Raw genomic sequence first — 15,027 nt, forward strand, 5'->3', positions numbered from 1 at the left:
CCGACTTCAGTTAGAGTAAGCTGCCTTAACCGCACTTTGTGGAACAAACGTACGAAAAAAGTTGACCACCTGGACATATATCAACCAACAGCGACCGCCCCCGGATGGCGTGGTACTATGCCTGCGATTCGCATATGTGCTTGTACAGCTTAGTAATTTTACCAACAGATATCAAAATGACATCATTGCGCAAAGTTCCTCACCCTGACACTGTTTCATCTCGAATGCATACAATAAACCGTACCTGTTTTTCAAACTTGGCCTGTCGGTTGTCCTGACGGTCTACCCGTAGCGAACATTCATTGGCTCCATACGCTATGTACGCCAGCCTCAAGTCATTCAAGCCTTGGCTACCTTCTCGCAAAAATGCCCGCCGGCTGACAGCCGTGCTGTGCATCAGCTCGGCCATCGCCAGCGTGCTCATCTACAGCACCTACGCCCGCTTCCCCTTGGGGTTACTGATCCTCAACCTGGCCGCCTTGGCCAGCGTCTGGCTCCAGCATCGAGACGCCGGCACCTCCATCCAGTTCCAGCCGCAGGAGCTGGCCGATCGCCTGCTGCAGGTGCAGGAGAACGAACGACACCGCCTCAGTCGCGAACTGCATGACGACATCGGCCAGTTGCTCACGGCGGCCAAGCTCCAGGCCCAGTGGTTGCAACGGCGCTTGCCCGACGACCTGCAAAGCCACTTCGAGAGCCTCGACCACACCCTGGACGAAACCCTGGCCAAAGTCCGCGACGTCTCGGCCATTCTCAATCCCCGCCAGTTGGCCAGCCTTGGCCTGGAAGCCAGCCTGCGCGCGCATTTGCTCAAGACCCTGGAAAACACCAGCGTGCTCTGGAGCCTGGAGTGTCAGCAACGGCTGACCGGGATTCCCGAGGAGATGGCGCTGACCGCGTTCCGCGTGACCCAGGAAGCCGTCACCAACATGCTGCGCCACGCCCAGGCACGTAACCTGCTGGTGCGTATCAAGCGCTTGCCCGAAGGTTTGTCCCTGCACATCGCCGACGACGGCCAGGGCTTTTCACCGGAGCGCAATCCCGGCGCGGCCGGCCAGCGTGGCATGGCCGGCATGGCCGAGCGCATCGAACAGGCAGGCGGAATATTGACAGTCAGCAGCGGACCCGGCAAAGGTACGCAGATCGAAGCACTGCTGCCCTGGGCACCACGCGCCCTGGAACGCGCCAGCAAGAATAAGGCTCCATGACCTGCACCCTACTTCTGGTGGATGACCACTCACTAATCCGGGCCGGTGTCCGCGCCCTGGTACTGGATATCCCGGGTTACGCCGTGATCGGCGAAGCCAGCGATGGCGCGCAGCTGCTCGACGCCGTGGAACGGCTGAACCCGGATATCATCCTGCTCGACCTGTCCATGCGCGAAACCGGTGGCCTGGATGCCCTGCGCAAACTCAAGGCTGTGCGCCCCCAGAGCAAGGTGCTGATCCTGTCGATGCACACCGACCCGCAGTTGATCATGCAAGCCCTGGAAATCGGTGCGCACGGCTACCTGCTCAAGGACACCACCGCCACCGAACTGGCCCAGGCCCTCGATGCCCTGCGCAGCAACGAACGCTACCTGAGCCCGGCCATCGCCCATACGGTGATCAACCAGGCCCTGACCCAGGTCCAGCGCAACCTACCGGCCGAACGGGCCGAGACCCATAACCTGACCGGACGTCAGTTGGAGATCCTGCGACTGATCGTGCGCGGCAAGTCGACCCGGGAAATCGCCAACGGCCTGGGCCTGAGCATCAAGACCGTGGAAACCCACCGCTCGCAGATCATGAAGCGGCTGCAGATCTTCGATGTCGCCGGCCTGGTACTGTTCGCGGTGCGTGAGCACATCATCAGCCTCGACGACTGAGCAGCGGCGAACCCTTGGGCAGGATGCACTCGTAGAGCCGCCGAGCGGGCCTCGAAATGCCTTGCGCTCGCTCATGAACGCCTCTCCCTCCAGAATGACCTGAAAGACGTTGACCGCGGCCGAAGCGAAAATCCCTTTAATTCAAAGAGTTTATCTACGATTCCGACAAGAACAAGCATTCACTTGGCTTGATGTTGTCAGCGGTGATGCTGCTGGCGGCCTTGGCGATCAAGCTCGATTCGCCGGGCCCGGCGCTGTTCCGCCAGAAACACTACGACTACAACAATCGCCTGATCGAAGCCTTCAAGTTTCGCTCGATGCATCAGCACCAGAGCGATGCCACCGCCGAGACACAAACCACCCGGGCCGGGCGCTTCATCCGCAAGACCAGCCTCGATGAACTACCACAACGGTTCAACGTCTTCATCGGTAGCATGTCGATGGTCGGCCCGCGCGCTCACGACACGGCCACCAAGGCCGCGGGCATCCTGTTCGAGGAAGCTGCCTAGAGCGACCGGGTCAAACCGGGAATCACCGGGTTGGCACAGATCAATCGCTACAGGGGTGAAACCGATACCCTGGAAAAAATCGAGAAATGTGTCGAATTTGATCTGCAATACATCGAAAACCGGTCGATCTGGTTCGACCTCTACATCCCGCTCCGCACTGCTCCGGCAGTGCTCATGACTCGCGAGGCCTTCTGAATGAGCACACTCATTCCCTGCATCATCGCCGGTGGCGCCGGCACCCGCCTGTGGCCTGTGTCGCGCGAAGCCATGCCGAAACCTTTCATGCGCCTGCCCGACGGCGAAAGCCTGCTGCAGAAGACCTTCCGCCGGGCCGTCGGGTTGGCCGATGTCCAGCGGGTGCTGACGGTGACCAACCGCGAGGTGTTCTTCCGCACCCTGGATGACTACCGCCTGCTGAACAAGGGCGACGCGGCGCTGGACTTCATCCTCGAACCCTTTGGCCGCAACACCGCCCCGGCCATCGCCGCGGCGGCCTTGCATGTGGCCAGGCTCTACGGGGAAGACGCGCAGTTACTGGTGCTGCCGGCCGATCACCTGATCAAGGACCTGGACGCCTTCGCCAAGGCGGTCGACAGCGCTCGACGACTGGCCGAGCAAGGCTGGCTGGTGACCTTCGGCCTGGTTCCGAGCCAACCCGAGACCGGCTTCGGCTACATCGAGAAAGGCCAGGCCCTGGGCGACGGGGCTTTCCAGGTCGCGCGCTTCGTCGAGAAGCCCGATGCGAAGACCGCGCAGCACTACCTCGACGGCGGTCGGCACCTGTGGAATGCCGGCATGTTCTGCCTGCGGGCCGACGCCGCGCTGCGCGAACTGCGCGAACACGCCCCGGACGTACTCGACGCCATGACCGAGTGCCTGGCCCACAGCCACAGCCGCGAAGGCAGCCAGGAGCTTCAGTTGGAGCTGGATGGCAAGAGCCTGTCCCGGGCACCGGACATTTCCATCGACTACGCCCTGATGGAGCGCTCACACAAAGTCGCGGTGCTGCCCTGCCAACTCGGCTGGAGCGATATCGGCTCGTGGCAGGCAGTGCGTGAACTGACACCGGCCGATGCCCAGGGCAACCAGTGCAACGGCGAGACCGTGCTGCACGACGTCAGCAACTGCTACATCGATTCGCCCAAGCGCCTGGTGGGCGCGCTCGGACTCAAGGACCTGGTCATCATCGACACCCCGGACGCCCTGCTGATCGCCGACGGCAAGCGCAGCCAGGACGTCCGGCTGATCGCCCAGGAGCTCAAGCGCCAGGGCCACGACGCCTATCGCCTGCACCGTACCGTAAGCCGTCCGTGGGGCACCTACACCGTGATCGAGGAAGGCAAGCGCTTCAAGATCAAGCGCATCGTGGTCAAACCCAACGCCTCGCTGTCGCTGCAGATGCACCACCATCGCAGCGAACACTGGATCGTGGTCAGCGGCATGGCACAGGTCACCAATGGGGACAACGAATTCATGCTCGACACCAATGAGTCGACCTTTATCAAGCCGGGCAAACAACACCGGCTGGCCAACCCCGGGGTGATCGAACTGGTGATGATCGAAGTGCAGAGCGGCGAGTACCTCGACGAAGACGACATCGTGCGCTTCAACGACATTTATGGGCGGACTCCCGCCGAAACCGACAAGCCCCGAAACACCTGAACCAGTAGGAGCGCCCACCTGCACGGACCTTGGTCTGTCAGGACGGGTAAGCATGCACAAAGGGGAAGACTGATCAATGAACAAACTCCTGCAGATCCTCAGTGTTTTTATTCATCAGTGCCTGCAGTATCCCGGCCATGAACGTCAAGGCCGCCGGCGCCAGCAACCGCGCATCGGTATTGCTGCAACGAGGCCACGTGGTGTTCGTGCCCAAGTCCCATGTGGGCAATGGCATCAGCTCCAGCGACGGCACCTTTGAACCGGCCTGATCGCGCCGCCCCCGCATGCCTGATCGGGAGAGCCTTCAAACGCCGAGGACTTTTCCGATAACCATCAGAGAACAGCCTCAATTGACCCAGAGACGAAATAAGGCGAACTTCTTCAAGCTCTTTTTATCGAGCGAATAACACTCTGGACCTGAACCATCGAGGAAGCATATTCACATGGAAGTCGAGCTACAGCACTGCGCGGCACCGCGCTTGAGCGCTTCGGCCCACGAGCCGGGCCATCACGACGCCAAACCGCAATTCCCGCCCCGCCATGACAAGGCCAAGACGACCCGAACCCCTGGAGGCGATGCTATGGAACCCCGAATCACAGAGCTGGAAACCCGCTTCGAATACATCCACCGCGACCTGAACGAGGTGCGCAACGATGTAAAATCCATCAAGAGCCGACTGACCTACATTGCCGGTGCCGCCGCGGTGATCGGCGCGCCCCTGGCCTGGATTGCCAACAATCGCATGGATCAGATCCTGCTGTTGCTGACCTCCTGACCCCCCCGTTACCCGTGTCGCGTCGCTGGGGCGCGACCGGGCCCCGCAGGCCTCAAGCGTCAGCGTCGTGGCCCAGGCCTGGCCGGCTTACAAGGAAATCGGCTTACGTCCGGCAAACGAATGCGCCAGGGTGCCACCGTCCACCAACTCCAGCTCCCCCCCCAGCGGCACGCCATGGGCGATACGCGAGGTGATCAGGCCCTTGTTGCTCAGCAACTGGGCGATGTAATGAGCCGTGGCTTCGCCTTCGACGGTCGGGTTGGTGGCGAGGATGATCTCGGTAAAACTGCCCTGCTCTTCGATTCGCGCCAGCAGTTGCGGAATACCGATGGCTTCCGGGCCGAGGCCATCGAGCGGCGACAGGTGCCCCTTGAGCACGAAGTAGCGGCCGCGGTAGCCCGTCTGCTCCACCGCATAGACATCCATCGGGCCTTCGACCACGCACAGCAGGCTGTCATCACGCCGGGGGTCGGCGCACTGCGGGCAAAGATCGTCTTCGGTGAGGGTGCGGCACTGGCGACAATGCCCGACCCCGTCCATGGCCTGGCCAAGGGCCTGGGCCAGGCGCGACCCGCCGCTGCGATCACGCTCGAGCAGTTGCAGGGCCATGCGCTGGGCGGTTTTCTGGCCGACGCCCGGGAGTACCCGCAAGGCATCGATCAGTTGGCGAATCAGGGGGCTGAAGCTCATGGCAAAGGGTCCGACAGAACACGAGACGCGGTTTATACCCGCGCCTCCAGCCAACGTCCAGGGGGGACGCTGGAACACTGAAACTTGCAGGAGCCGAACTGGCGCGAGGGTGGCGATGAATCGTCATCCCATCGCCATGCAGGCCGGCCCCGCAGGATAAAACGCAAACAGCCTTAGAACGGCATCTTGAAACCCGGAGGCAGTTGCATGCCGGCGGTCATGCCCGACATCTTGTCCTGGCTGTTGCTTTCGATCTTGCGCGTGGCGTCGTTGAACGCGGCGGCGATCAGATCTTCCAGTACCTCCAGGTCTTCCTCCTTCAGGCTCGGGTCGATGCTGACGCGCTTGACGTCGTGACGACCGGTCATCACCACCGACACCAGGCCGGCGCCGGACTGGCCGGTCACTTCGGCGTTGGCCAGTTCTTCCTGCATCTTGGCCATTTTTTCCTGCATCTGCTGCGCCTGCTTCATCAGGCCGGCCATGCCACCTTTCATCATGGGAATCACCTCAAGAGTTACATGTACAAAGAGACGCGAGGCCCAGGGCCTGGCGTCGTTCAGTTATTAGCCCTGGACCACCAGCGCATCGACAGGTTCGATTGTATCGCCACGGATCACCGCGCCGAACTGTTGAATCATCTGTTGGATGAGCGGATCGGCATGAATCGATGCCACTGCTTCGTCCTGGCGCTCATGGCGCCGACGGGAAGCCGCCTGGGCCGGGGTTTCCTGCTCGGGTTTGATCAACTCGATGGTCAGCGTCAGGGGACGCCCATGATACTGGTTCAAGGCGTCGTTGAGACGACGCTGCTGCGTGGCGTTGAACAAGGCGCTGTGGGCCGGGTCCAGGTGCAGCAGCCAGTCGTCCCCGCTGATCGCCATCAGGGTGCAGTTGGCCGCAATGCTGCCGGTCATGCCAGAGACGGGCAGTTTCGGGAACAGCTCCAGCCACTCCAGCGCCAGACCGGTGGCCGGTGCCGCAGCCGGTTGCGGCTCTGGCTCCGGGACCGGGTCGGCGGCGTGCTCGCTGGCCAGCTCGTCGAGATAGCTGTAGGCCGAATCCATGTCCGGCTCGATATAGTCTTCATCCAGTGGCGGCTCGTCGTCCGGGTCCAGCCCCGGTGTCGCGGCATCGACCTGGGCAGGCGTCGGCTCGGGCAGGGTCGCGGCGACCCACTCCGGCGCATCCGGGACCACGCTGTCCGGAGTCGGCAACGGCATCGCGGCCAGCTCCGGCTGCTCGGCGACGGTTTCCAGCACCGGCGCGGCAGCGGGCTCCTGCACAACCTCTTCGGGTTCGACCGGATCATTCCACGGCAAATCCACGACCGCCGCCGGGGCAACCGGTTCGGCCGGCGGCTCAGCCTCGGCCGCCGCCACCGCTGGCGCGACTTCGACCTCGACCTCGACCGGGGCAACCACGGGCGCGACTGGCGCGACCATCGGCGGCGCTACCCCCGCGGGGGCTGCCACTGGGGTTTCGACAACGGCTGCGACCACAGGCGCCACAGCGGCGGCTGGCGCGGCAATAGCTGCGCCAGCCACGCCCTGTGCGGAATCAACTGTGGCCTGGCTGATCCCCACTGGCTTTAGCGGCGGTCTCGGCGCCGCCGTGCTGTCGGCTGGGCGGAAAGCCAGCATACGCAGCAGGACCATCTCGAAACCGCCTCGCGGGTCCGGCGCCAACGGCAGGTCGCGGCGGCCGATCAAGCCCATCTGGTAATAAAACTGCACATCCTCGGCCGGTAGGGCCTGGGCCAGCGCCAACACGCGGTCGCGGTCACCATGGCCATTGTCGACCCCCTCCGGCAACGCCTGGGCAATCGCCACCCGGTGCAACACATTGAGGATTTCCGACAACACGCCATTCCAGTCCGGGCCCTGCTCGGCCAGATGCCGCACCGCTTCGAGCAGCGCCTTGGCATCGCCGTCGATCAACGCGTGCAGCACGTCGAAGACCTGGCCATGGTCGAGGGTACCGAGCATCGCCCGCACATCGGCGGCCATGACCTTGCCCTCACCAAAGGCTATCGCCTGGTCGGTCAGGCTCATGGCATCGCGCATCGAACCGTCGGCGGCCCGCCCGAGCAACCACAGGGCATCGTCTTCGAACGGCACGTTCTCGACCCCGAGCACATGGGTCAGGTGCTCGACCACCCGCTCGGGAGTCATGTTCTTCAGGGAGAACTGCAGGCAGCGCGACAAGATCGTGGCCGGAAGCTTCTGCGGATCCGTGGTCGCCAGGATGAACTTGACGTAGGGTGGCGGCTCTTCCAGGGTTTTCAACAACGCGTTGAAGGAGTGGCTGGAGAGCATGTGCACTTCGTCGATCAGGTAGACCTTGAAGCGACCGCGGCTGGGGGCATACTGCACATTGTCGAGCAGCTCGCGGGTGTCCTCGACCTTGGTCCGGCTCGCGGCGTCGATCTCGATCAGGTCGACGAAACGCCCCTCGTCGATCTCCCGGCAGACCGAGCAGGTCCCGCAAGGGGTCGAGGTAATGCCGGTCTCGCAGTTCAGGCACTTGGCGATGATCCGCGCGATGGTGGTCTTGCCGACCCCGCGGGTACCGGTGAACAGGTAGGCGTGATGCAACCGCTGGCTGTCCAGGGCATTGATCAGAGCCTTGAGCACATGGGTCTGGCCGACCATTTCGCGGAACGAGCGCGGACGCCATTTACGTGCAAGAACCTGATAACTCATCGATAACCATCGCGTCGGGGAAGCGGAAGACCGCTAATGCTAGCGGAGCAGGGGTAAAAATGCATCCGGCATGGGATGCTAATCTGGCTAAGCTGCACTTTGGGTAAAAATTGGCGGCCTGGTCGTACTCCCGCCGGAGAGTTTGATGCGTGCAGTTTTTTACGCCCTGGCCTTGATGACCGCCCCGGCTTTCGCCGCGCCGGCGCCGTTGCGCTTCGCCGTGGCCGACAGTTGGAGCATGCCGATCATTGAGATCGAGCACGGACAACCGACCCAGGGCATTTTGTATGATCTGATGACCAGCCTGGCGCACCAGGTCGGCAGTCCGGCCGAATTTCACGTTCTGGCCCGCACCCGGGTGCAAACGGCCATGGAGCGCGGCGAAATCGATGTGCGCTGCTACGCCGCGCAATCCTGGCTGCCCAACCAGTCCGGCGACTATATCTGGAGCATCCCCTTCCTCACCCAGCGCAACCTGCTGGTCAGCAAGACCAAACCGCCCGCGACACTGACGCTGAAAAATCTTGAACCACAACGACTCGGCACCGTACTGGGCTATTCGTACCCGGCCCTGCGGGCGCAGTTCGAAAGTGCGCGGTTCATCCGCGACGATGCACGTAACGAGGAACAGGTCCTGCAAAAGCTCGAGGCCGGCCGCTATGCCTATGCCATCAGCAGCCAGTGGACGCTGGACTGGTTCAACCAGACCCGGATGCCGGATCAGCAGTTGCACGCGGTGCTGGTGGTGCAGGAAGAAGCGGTGGGTTGCTTCGTGCGCAATGACCCGGCCCTGCCGGTGCAACGTATCCTCAGGACCTTGCTGAGAATGAAAATGTCCGGGGAAATCGATCGGACCATCCACCTCTACACCGGACATGACAACCCGATCGGCGCTGTCGAGTCAGACCGCACTGCGCCATAACGCCGGCGGCTCGAACGCCTCGACCCAGGCCGGCACCTCATCCGCTGTCATCGGCCGGGCAATGAAGTAGCCCTGCGCCACGTCGCAGCCCAGGCTCATCAGCAAGCGACCGTGCTCGGCGGACTCCAGGCCCTCGGCGATCACTTCGCGGCCAAAGGCCCGGGCCAGGCCGATCACCGCCGTGGTCAGCGCCAGGTCATCCTGGTCATGGAGGATATCGCGCACGAACGATCGATCGATCTTGATCGTCTGGCTGGGCAAGCGCTTGAGGTAGCTCAGGGACGAGTAACCGGTGCCGAAGTCATCCAGGGAAAACCGCACCCCCAGCGCCTGGCAGTCTTGCAGGCACTGGCTGACCCGCTGGATGTTCTCGATGGCCACCGACTCGATGATCTCCAGGTCGAGCATATGCGGCGGCACCTCGGCATGGCGCACCAGCAAGGCGCGCAGGCGCTCGACAAAATCACCGCGCTGGAAATGCCGGGCGGCGATATTGAGGCTGACCGGCCACTCGTAGCCAGCCCGGCGCCAGGCCTGCATCTGCGCCATGACCCGGTCGATGACCCATTCGCCGATATCGATGATTACATCGGTCTGCGCCACCAACGGCAAAAATGCCTGGGGCTGGAGCAGGCCATCGCAGGGATGCTGCCAGCGCATCAGCGCCTCGAACCCGACCACACCACCGGTACGCATATTGACCTTGGGTTGATAGAACAGGCGGAACTCGCCATTGGCCAGGGCCTGGCGCATCAACGCCACGGTCTGGTGGGTGGCCTTGACCTCCTGGTCCAGCGACACATCGAACAAATGGAAGCGATTGCGCCCGCCCTGCTTGGCCAGGTACATCGCCTGGTCGGCATGGCGCAACAGGGTATCGGCGTCTTCGTCGTCGGCGGGAAACAGCGTCACGCCAATGCTGGCATCCACATGAATGGCCTGGCCGAGGATCGAATAGGGAGCGGAAATCGCCGCGAGCACCCGTTGCAGCGCCGCGTGCAGTTCATCGACGTCGCGCACATAACGCAGGATCAGCACGAACTCGTCGCCAGCCAGCCGGGCCACCACATCCTCGCCGCGCATGATACCGCGCAGGCGCGCCGCCACTTCCACCAGCAACGAATCGCCGCTCGCGTGCCCGTAACTATCGTTGACCGCCTTGAAGCCGTCCAGATCGAGCATGCACACCGCCAGCGGAATCTCTTCGCGCCGGGAAAAGTCCAGGGCCTGGTTCAACAGGTCCGAGAGGAACGCCCGATTGGGCAGGCCGGTCAGCACATCGTGCCCTACCCGCCATTGCAGGGTATGCAACAGGCGCAGTTTTTCGCTGACGTCGAAGCGGATCGAGACATATTTGCGCACCCTTCCGGTGGCCTCGTCCAACAACGGCACCATGGTGCTGTCGACCCAGTACAGCGAACCGTCCTTGGCACGGTTGCAGACTTCGCCTTTCCAGACCCGGCCCAGGGCAATGGTGCGCCACATGTCGACAAAGAACTCGGACGGATGGTAGCCGGAATTCAGGATCCGGTGATTCTGCCCCAGCAGTTCCTCGCGGCTATAGCCGGAAATCGCGCAAAAAGGATCGTTGACGTAGGTAATCCGTCCGCTCAGGTCGGTCTCGGAGAAAATGGCGGCGACGTCCACGACCCTGCGATACGTCTCATCCATGAGTCAACTCACCTGGGCAGCTAGAGGTTGTCCCGAATTCGTAGCACAACCGCGCCTGGCGGCGTTGCCTGGCCGTACTTCGACGAAGATCAACTAGGATTGATGAAGGCCATCATCAGCAGGGACAGGTATTCGTGAGCGTCCCGAGACCATGCGTTGCCCAGGGCTTGTGACCGTCATGGCATAGGCACCAAAGAAATGCGCGGATTTCCCGTCTCACCAATAATTCAACGGAAACTGGGTCACCAAATACCTGTCCTAAATGCTGATTCTACGAATTACATCACATTATTCAACAGAAGGTGATGATCCATGGCGTTGTCTAATGTAAAGATTTATCGTTAAGTTCTTGATTCTAAATGGGAATTGAGCGATGAAAATTTCAAGTTTGGGTTCAGCCATCAGGCGCTATCGCAAGGTAGCGGGGCTAACTCAGGCTGAACTCGGAGAGAAAACCGGTTTTGACCCCAAAACCATCAGCCGCTTCGAAACCGGCAGTTACACACCCAGCGTCGAGGCCTTGTTCCTGTTTTCAGACGTACTGGGCGTGAAGCTCAAAGCCTTTTTCACGGATCTGGGTGACGAAGACGAGCAGCGTGCCTATCTGTTCGGCGTCATTCACAACGCTCCCCCGAAGGACCTGGGAAAGCTGATCGCGGCGGTCGATCTAGCCTTGTCCAAGCCTTAGTCTCACGCCTGCCGCTGACCAGCAAACGCTCGCCAGATAGCTACACACTGCGCAGCCCGCCCCCCCCGCTCCCGCGGGGCTCGGCGGATGAGGGAGAGGCCGTCTGAAACCCGGCCAGGCCCAAGTTTGGCAATACAAAGTCACTTCCGTTATCCTGCCGGCAAAATTATTTCCAAATGTAAGGGATTACAATGAAACTTCATCTGCGCCAGCTTCTGGCCGCGCTGGCGTTCAGCCTCACATTGCCTGCCCTGGCCGCCACCTCCCCCGCTCCGGCGCCGACTGCCAGCCCCCAACCGCACCAGACCAGCGAACAATGGTTGGCCACCCTCAAGCAGCAACACGGCAATATCACCCTGCCCAGCGGCATTGCCACGCTGCAACTCAATGACGATTTCTACTACCTGTCACCGGCCGACACCGAGCGCCTGCTGACCGAGGGCTGGGGCAACCCGCCCGGTCACAAGACCTTGGGCATGATCATTCCCAAGGCGGTCAGCCCGCTGGCGGACAATGGCTGGGGCGTGATCGTCAGCTACAAGAACGACGGGCACATTTCCGACGATGACGCGACCAGGATCGACTACACCGACCTGCTCAAGCAGATGCAGGCCGATGACGAAGAAAACAACAAGGAGCGGCACAAGCAGGGTTATGCCGGCCTGTCGCTGCTGGGTTGGGCCGAGCCGCCGAGCTACGACCAGGGCAGCCACAAGATGTACTGGGCCCGCGAATTGAAGGCCGACGATGCGCAACAGACCACCCTGAACTACAGCATCCGCGTGCTGGGTCGCGAGGGTGTTCTGGAACTCAATGCCGTGGCGGCGATGGCCGATTTGCAAACCATCAAAGAGGAAACACCGAAGATCCTTGCGTTCACCAACTTCACCGACGGCAACCGTTATGCCGACTACGACTCGAAGACCGACAAGCTCGCGCCTTATGGGTTGGCGGCGTTGGTGGCGGGCGGTCTTGCCGCCAAGGCCGGCTTGTTCGCCAAGATCGGCGTGATGCTGCTGGCGCTGAAGAAATTTATCGTGGTGGGACTGGTGGTGGTTGCCGGGTTCTTCCGCAAGTTATTCAAACGCCAGTGACACACCACACCTGGTAGGCCTTGCCAGCGATAAACCTCAACGAAAACGCGGAGCGCCTGGCACACCAGGCTGCTCCGACGACCATCGAGCCTCAGCCGGCCGCTCCCGCAAAAATCACCCTGAGCGTTTCGGCACAATGGTCGAGCGCAGCGGCACAATGGCTACTTCCCGCCCTCAATAGACTCGTCTCTCCTCTCCCACCAAGACGAGACCAGCATGAAAACCCGATTCCTCTTCACCGTCCTTACCCTCGGCCTGAGCCTCACCGCCCATGCTGCCGACTTCACCCTCAGCAGTCGCGACATCGCCAACGGCAAGCCGTTGAGCAGCCGCGAAGTGTTCCAGGGCTTCGGTTGCGAAGGCGGCAACACCTCGCCTGAACTTTCCTGGCAAAACGCTCCGGCCGGCACCAAAAGCTTTGCCATCACCGTCTACGATCCTGATGCTCCGACCGGCAGCGGCTGGTGGCACTGGACCGTCGTCAATCTGCCAATTTCCACCCACGAATTGCCTTCCGGCGCAGGCAACCCCACTGCCAGCCAACTGCCCGCAGGTGCCGTCCAGGGCCGCACCGACTATGGTCAATCAGGCTTCGGCGGCGCTTGCCCGCCGGCCGGCGATAAACCGCATCGCTATCAATTCACCGTCTGGGCCTTGAAGGTCGATAAACTGCCGGTCAATGAACAATCCAGCGGTGCCATGGTAGGTTACATGCTCAACGCCAACGCACTGGGCAAAGCCACCCTCACCGCCCCCTACGGACGCTAGAAACCATGAACGCCCCCGCCGGCATCCAGCATCGCCAGAGCCGCATCGGCGCCAGTGTCATACAGGCGCGCCAACCCCACGCCTTGCAACGGGTGCCGATTTTCGTCACCACCCTGTGCCGTGTCCGCCAGGGCGAAAAGCTGATGGGCTGGGATGATCGGCAAATGCGCGTGGGTTCGCGGCATCTGATCCTGATGCCGGCGGGGTGCGAAGTGGGGATCAGCAACTATCCCGGGGCACAGGGTTACTACATCGCCGATGCGGTGACCTTTCCCACCGAGTTGTTGCGCGCCTTCAGCGTTCGTTACAGCCAGCAGATCACCCCGCACCCCGGGCGAACGGCGACGCAGGAACTCTGTGTACCGCTGGATCGGCATACGACCCAGGCCTGGGAAAACCTGCTGGACTGCATCAACGCCGACTCGCCGGATGCCTTGCGCACGCATTATGCGGAAGCGGTGTTGTTGGCGTTGGCCCTGGGCGGTTGGGCCGGGCCGGTACTACTGGACCGCCGAGATCCGCTGTGCGAGCGCGTGCAGCAGATTGTCATGAGCGATCCGGCACGGGACTGGACCGTTGCCAGTGTTGCCGAGCGCCTGAACCTCGGAGCTTCGACATTGCGACGGCAGTTGGCGAACGAGGACGATAGCTTCAGCAATATCCTGGAGAACGTCAGGCTGGGGATGGCGTTGCAGTGGTTGCAGGTCACTCCGCGGCCCATCGGGGAAATTGCTGCGGCCAGTGGTTATGCTTCGGCTTCACGGTTTGCCGTGCGGTTTCGCAAGCATTATGGGTTGTCGCCGCGGGAGTTGCGGGCGGTACTTTAGGAACATCCGGTTATTCAAGCGTGGCGCAACACACTTAAACATTTTCGCATTCAGCTCTTGAACGCGGAAACATCTCATCATGCTTGATCACTTGCCCGCCCTCTACTCCATAAATACCATTCTCTCCATTCACAAAATACTACACACCCACTGGCGTTCTTCTTAATGCCGGGTATTTGTGCAATAACTGGAGATCATTATGAACGGCCACAACCTGACTTTTAGGAACAATCCGATATGGTATGTCGCTCAGCGAGCGATAAACAATGTGTCGTGGTTTATGAAGGGCCAAGCGAACAGCACGAACCAACAGCGAAACAGGGTGCTCAATACCGTCAAATCAGGCGCCTTCGACCTACTGGGTGACGGGCAAGCGAAAGAAGTCATACTGGCACCCACCGGCAACCCTACGCATACCGATCCCTTGGTCACTGCCTACTGGTGCCCCTTCATTCAAGGTAATGTATTGCCCGGCTTTGTCGATATACCACGGCATAATCCACAGCATAATTTTGTATTCACTGCCGCCATGAACGGGTGCGCGCTGGTCACAACAACCTCTCCGGCCGGCAGCAACATGCTCAGGATTTATCATCACCAACATCCAGACAGCGCAACTATCAATCAACTGATCCTGGCCCAGGGACAATCCATTCTTTCCTGCATTGACGCCAGTGACTATTGCCGTAGCGACCAGAAATATCCTGCGCCCAACGCGTTCAATTTTCTGTTCTACAAAGAAGGCAAATGGAAATATGTCGTGCAACCGCAAACTTTTAATATGCTGACCCATGAGGTGGCGCTGAATCCGGCCATGCAACCGAAGGTCGTGGATGTCTGATATAGCA

Annotated in this window: 15 protein-coding genes and 1 pseudogene; 12 read left to right on the plus strand and 4 right to left on the minus strand. The window is 61.3% G+C overall.

Going from position 1 to position 15,027, the window contains the following annotated elements; all coding sequences use genetic code 11:
- Positions 1-317 precede the first annotated feature (317 nt).
- The 6 genes and pseudogenes from M5B96_RS29935 (at position 318) to M5B96_RS29960 (ending at position 4,814) form a co-directional block, all read left to right on the plus strand.
- Positions 318-1,208, plus strand: coding sequence for a sensor histidine kinase (locus M5B96_RS29935; RefSeq protein WP_248800582.1), 891 nt, complete (start codon positions 318-320; stop codon positions 1,206-1,208).
- On the plus strand, positions 1,205-1,867 hold the full coding sequence (locus M5B96_RS29940) for a response regulator transcription factor (protein ID WP_248800538.1): 663 nt from the start codon (positions 1,205-1,207) through the stop codon (positions 1,865-1,867). The genes M5B96_RS29935 and M5B96_RS29940 overlap by 4 nt, the downstream gene beginning before the upstream one ends.
- 188 nt (positions 1,868-2,055) lie before the next feature.
- Positions 2,056-2,571: pseudogene (locus tag M5B96_RS29945) on the plus strand (sugar transferase); the annotation flags it as partial.
- Complete coding sequence (locus tag M5B96_RS29950; protein WP_248800540.1) at positions 2,572-4,038, plus strand: mannose-1-phosphate guanylyltransferase/mannose-6-phosphate isomerase; 1,467 nt, start codon at positions 2,572-2,574, stop codon at positions 4,036-4,038. It begins immediately after the preceding pseudogene.
- 101 nt (positions 4,039-4,139) lie between these two features.
- Entirely contained in the window at positions 4,140-4,307 is a 168-nt protein-coding gene (locus tag M5B96_RS29955; protein ID WP_248800541.1) for a hypothetical protein, read from the plus strand.
- Positions 4,308-4,481: 174 nt separating this feature from the next.
- Positions 4,482-4,814 carry a hypothetical protein gene (locus M5B96_RS29960; RefSeq protein WP_248800542.1) on the plus strand — a complete coding sequence of 111 codons (333 nt, stop codon included), beginning with the start codon at positions 4,482-4,484 and terminating at the stop codon, positions 4,812-4,814.
- A gap of 87 nt (positions 4,815-4,901) precedes the next feature.
- Here M5B96_RS29960 and recR read toward each other — a convergent pair whose 3' ends face one another.
- The 3 genes from recR to dnaX all read right to left on the minus strand — a co-directional run bounded on the left by recR (position 4,902) and on the right by dnaX (position 8,209).
- Positions 4,902-5,504 (minus strand): recombination mediator RecR, encoded by a 603-nt coding sequence (gene recR, locus M5B96_RS29965; protein WP_248800543.1) that lies wholly within the window; start codon positions 5,502-5,504, stop codon positions 4,902-4,904.
- Positions 5,505-5,677: 173 nt separating this feature from the next.
- A complete protein-coding gene (locus M5B96_RS29970) occupies positions 5,678-6,004 on the minus strand; it encodes a YbaB/EbfC family nucleoid-associated protein (RefSeq protein WP_248800545.1) in 327 nt (108 codons plus the stop codon).
- 66 nt (positions 6,005-6,070) lie between these two features.
- Positions 6,071-8,209 (minus strand): DNA polymerase III subunit gamma/tau, encoded by a 2,139-nt coding sequence (gene dnaX, locus M5B96_RS29975; RefSeq protein ID WP_248800547.1) that lies wholly within the window; start codon positions 8,207-8,209, stop codon positions 6,071-6,073.
- Between the two features lie 145 nt (positions 8,210-8,354).
- Between dnaX and M5B96_RS29980 the strand changes: the two genes are divergently transcribed.
- Complete coding sequence (locus M5B96_RS29980) at positions 8,355-9,131, plus strand: substrate-binding periplasmic protein (RefSeq protein WP_248800549.1); 777 nt, start codon at positions 8,355-8,357, stop codon at positions 9,129-9,131.
- Here the strand turns inward: M5B96_RS29980 and M5B96_RS29985 are convergent.
- Positions 9,111-10,802 (minus strand): putative bifunctional diguanylate cyclase/phosphodiesterase, encoded by a 1,692-nt coding sequence (locus tag M5B96_RS29985; protein WP_248800551.1) that lies wholly within the window; start codon positions 10,800-10,802, stop codon positions 9,111-9,113. The two genes, M5B96_RS29980 and M5B96_RS29985, sit on opposite strands and share 21 nt — an antisense overlap.
- A gap of 373 nt (positions 10,803-11,175) precedes the next feature.
- Between M5B96_RS29985 and M5B96_RS29990 the strand changes: the two genes are divergently transcribed.
- The 5 genes from M5B96_RS29990 to M5B96_RS30010 all read left to right on the plus strand — a co-directional run bounded on the left by M5B96_RS29990 (position 11,176) and on the right by M5B96_RS30010 (position 15,020).
- Positions 11,176-11,490 (plus strand): helix-turn-helix domain-containing protein, encoded by a 315-nt coding sequence (locus tag M5B96_RS29990; protein ID WP_248800553.1) that lies wholly within the window; start codon positions 11,176-11,178, stop codon positions 11,488-11,490.
- A gap of 191 nt (positions 11,491-11,681) precedes the next feature.
- Positions 11,682-12,584 carry a DUF2167 domain-containing protein gene (locus tag M5B96_RS29995; protein ID WP_248800554.1) on the plus strand — a complete coding sequence of 301 codons (903 nt, stop codon included), beginning with the start codon at positions 11,682-11,684 and terminating at the stop codon, positions 12,582-12,584.
- A 216-nt stretch (positions 12,585-12,800) separates the two neighbouring features.
- Entirely contained in the window at positions 12,801-13,352 is a 552-nt protein-coding gene (locus tag M5B96_RS30000; RefSeq protein ID WP_248800556.1) for a kinase inhibitor, read from the plus strand.
- A 5-nt stretch (positions 13,353-13,357) separates the two neighbouring features.
- Positions 13,358-14,179, plus strand: coding sequence for a helix-turn-helix transcriptional regulator (locus tag M5B96_RS30005; protein ID WP_248800558.1), 822 nt, complete (start codon positions 13,358-13,360; stop codon positions 14,177-14,179).
- Positions 14,180-14,378: 199 nt separating this feature from the next.
- The gene (locus M5B96_RS30010) at positions 14,379-15,020 is read left to right on the plus strand and encodes a hypothetical protein (RefSeq protein WP_248800560.1); all 642 of its coding nucleotides are present in this window, start codon (positions 14,379-14,381) and stop codon (positions 15,018-15,020) included.
- Positions 15,021-15,027: the final 7 nt, after the last annotated feature.

Source organism: Pseudomonas sp. MWU13-2105 (assembly GCF_023242315.1).
In the GTDB taxonomy this organism is placed as follows: domain Bacteria; phylum Pseudomonadota; class Gammaproteobacteria; order Pseudomonadales; family Pseudomonadaceae; genus Aquipseudomonas.

What these genes read in the sequence shown, in the direction of transcription:
- M5B96_RS29935 (WP_248800582.1), top strand. Translation starts at nt 318, where the DNA reads ATGTACGCCAGCCTCAAGTCATTCAAGCCTTGGCTACCTTCTCGCAAA.
- M5B96_RS29940 (WP_248800538.1), top strand. Translation starts at nt 1,205, where the DNA reads ATGACCTGCACCCTACTTCTGGTGGATGACCACTCACTAATCCGGGCC.
- M5B96_RS29950 (WP_248800540.1), top strand. Translation starts at nt 2,572, where the DNA reads ATGAGCACACTCATTCCCTGCATCATCGCCGGTGGCGCCGGCACCCGC.
- M5B96_RS29960 (WP_248800542.1), top strand. Translation starts at nt 4,482, where the DNA reads ATGGAAGTCGAGCTACAGCACTGCGCGGCACCGCGCTTGAGCGCTTCG.
- recR (WP_248800543.1), bottom strand. Translation starts at nt 5,504, where the DNA reads ATGAGCTTCAGCCCCCTGATTCGCCAACTGATCGATGCCTTGCGGGTA.
- M5B96_RS29970 (WP_248800545.1), bottom strand. Translation starts at nt 6,004, where the DNA reads ATGATGAAAGGTGGCATGGCCGGCCTGATGAAGCAGGCGCAGCAGATG.
- dnaX (WP_248800547.1), bottom strand. Translation starts at nt 8,209, where the DNA reads ATGAGTTATCAGGTTCTTGCACGTAAATGGCGTCCGCGCTCGTTCCGC.
- M5B96_RS29980 (WP_248800549.1), top strand. Translation starts at nt 8,355, where the DNA reads ATGCGTGCAGTTTTTTACGCCCTGGCCTTGATGACCGCCCCGGCTTTC.
- M5B96_RS29985 (WP_248800551.1), bottom strand. Translation starts at nt 10,802, where the DNA reads ATGGATGAGACGTATCGCAGGGTCGTGGACGTCGCCGCCATTTTCTCC.
- M5B96_RS29990 (WP_248800553.1), top strand. Translation starts at nt 11,176, where the DNA reads ATGAAAATTTCAAGTTTGGGTTCAGCCATCAGGCGCTATCGCAAGGTA.
- M5B96_RS29995 (WP_248800554.1), top strand. Translation starts at nt 11,682, where the DNA reads ATGAAACTTCATCTGCGCCAGCTTCTGGCCGCGCTGGCGTTCAGCCTC.
- M5B96_RS30000 (WP_248800556.1), top strand. Translation starts at nt 12,801, where the DNA reads ATGAAAACCCGATTCCTCTTCACCGTCCTTACCCTCGGCCTGAGCCTC.
- M5B96_RS30005 (WP_248800558.1), top strand. Translation starts at nt 13,358, where the DNA reads ATGAACGCCCCCGCCGGCATCCAGCATCGCCAGAGCCGCATCGGCGCC.
- M5B96_RS30010 (WP_248800560.1), top strand. Translation starts at nt 14,379, where the DNA reads ATGAACGGCCACAACCTGACTTTTAGGAACAATCCGATATGGTATGTC.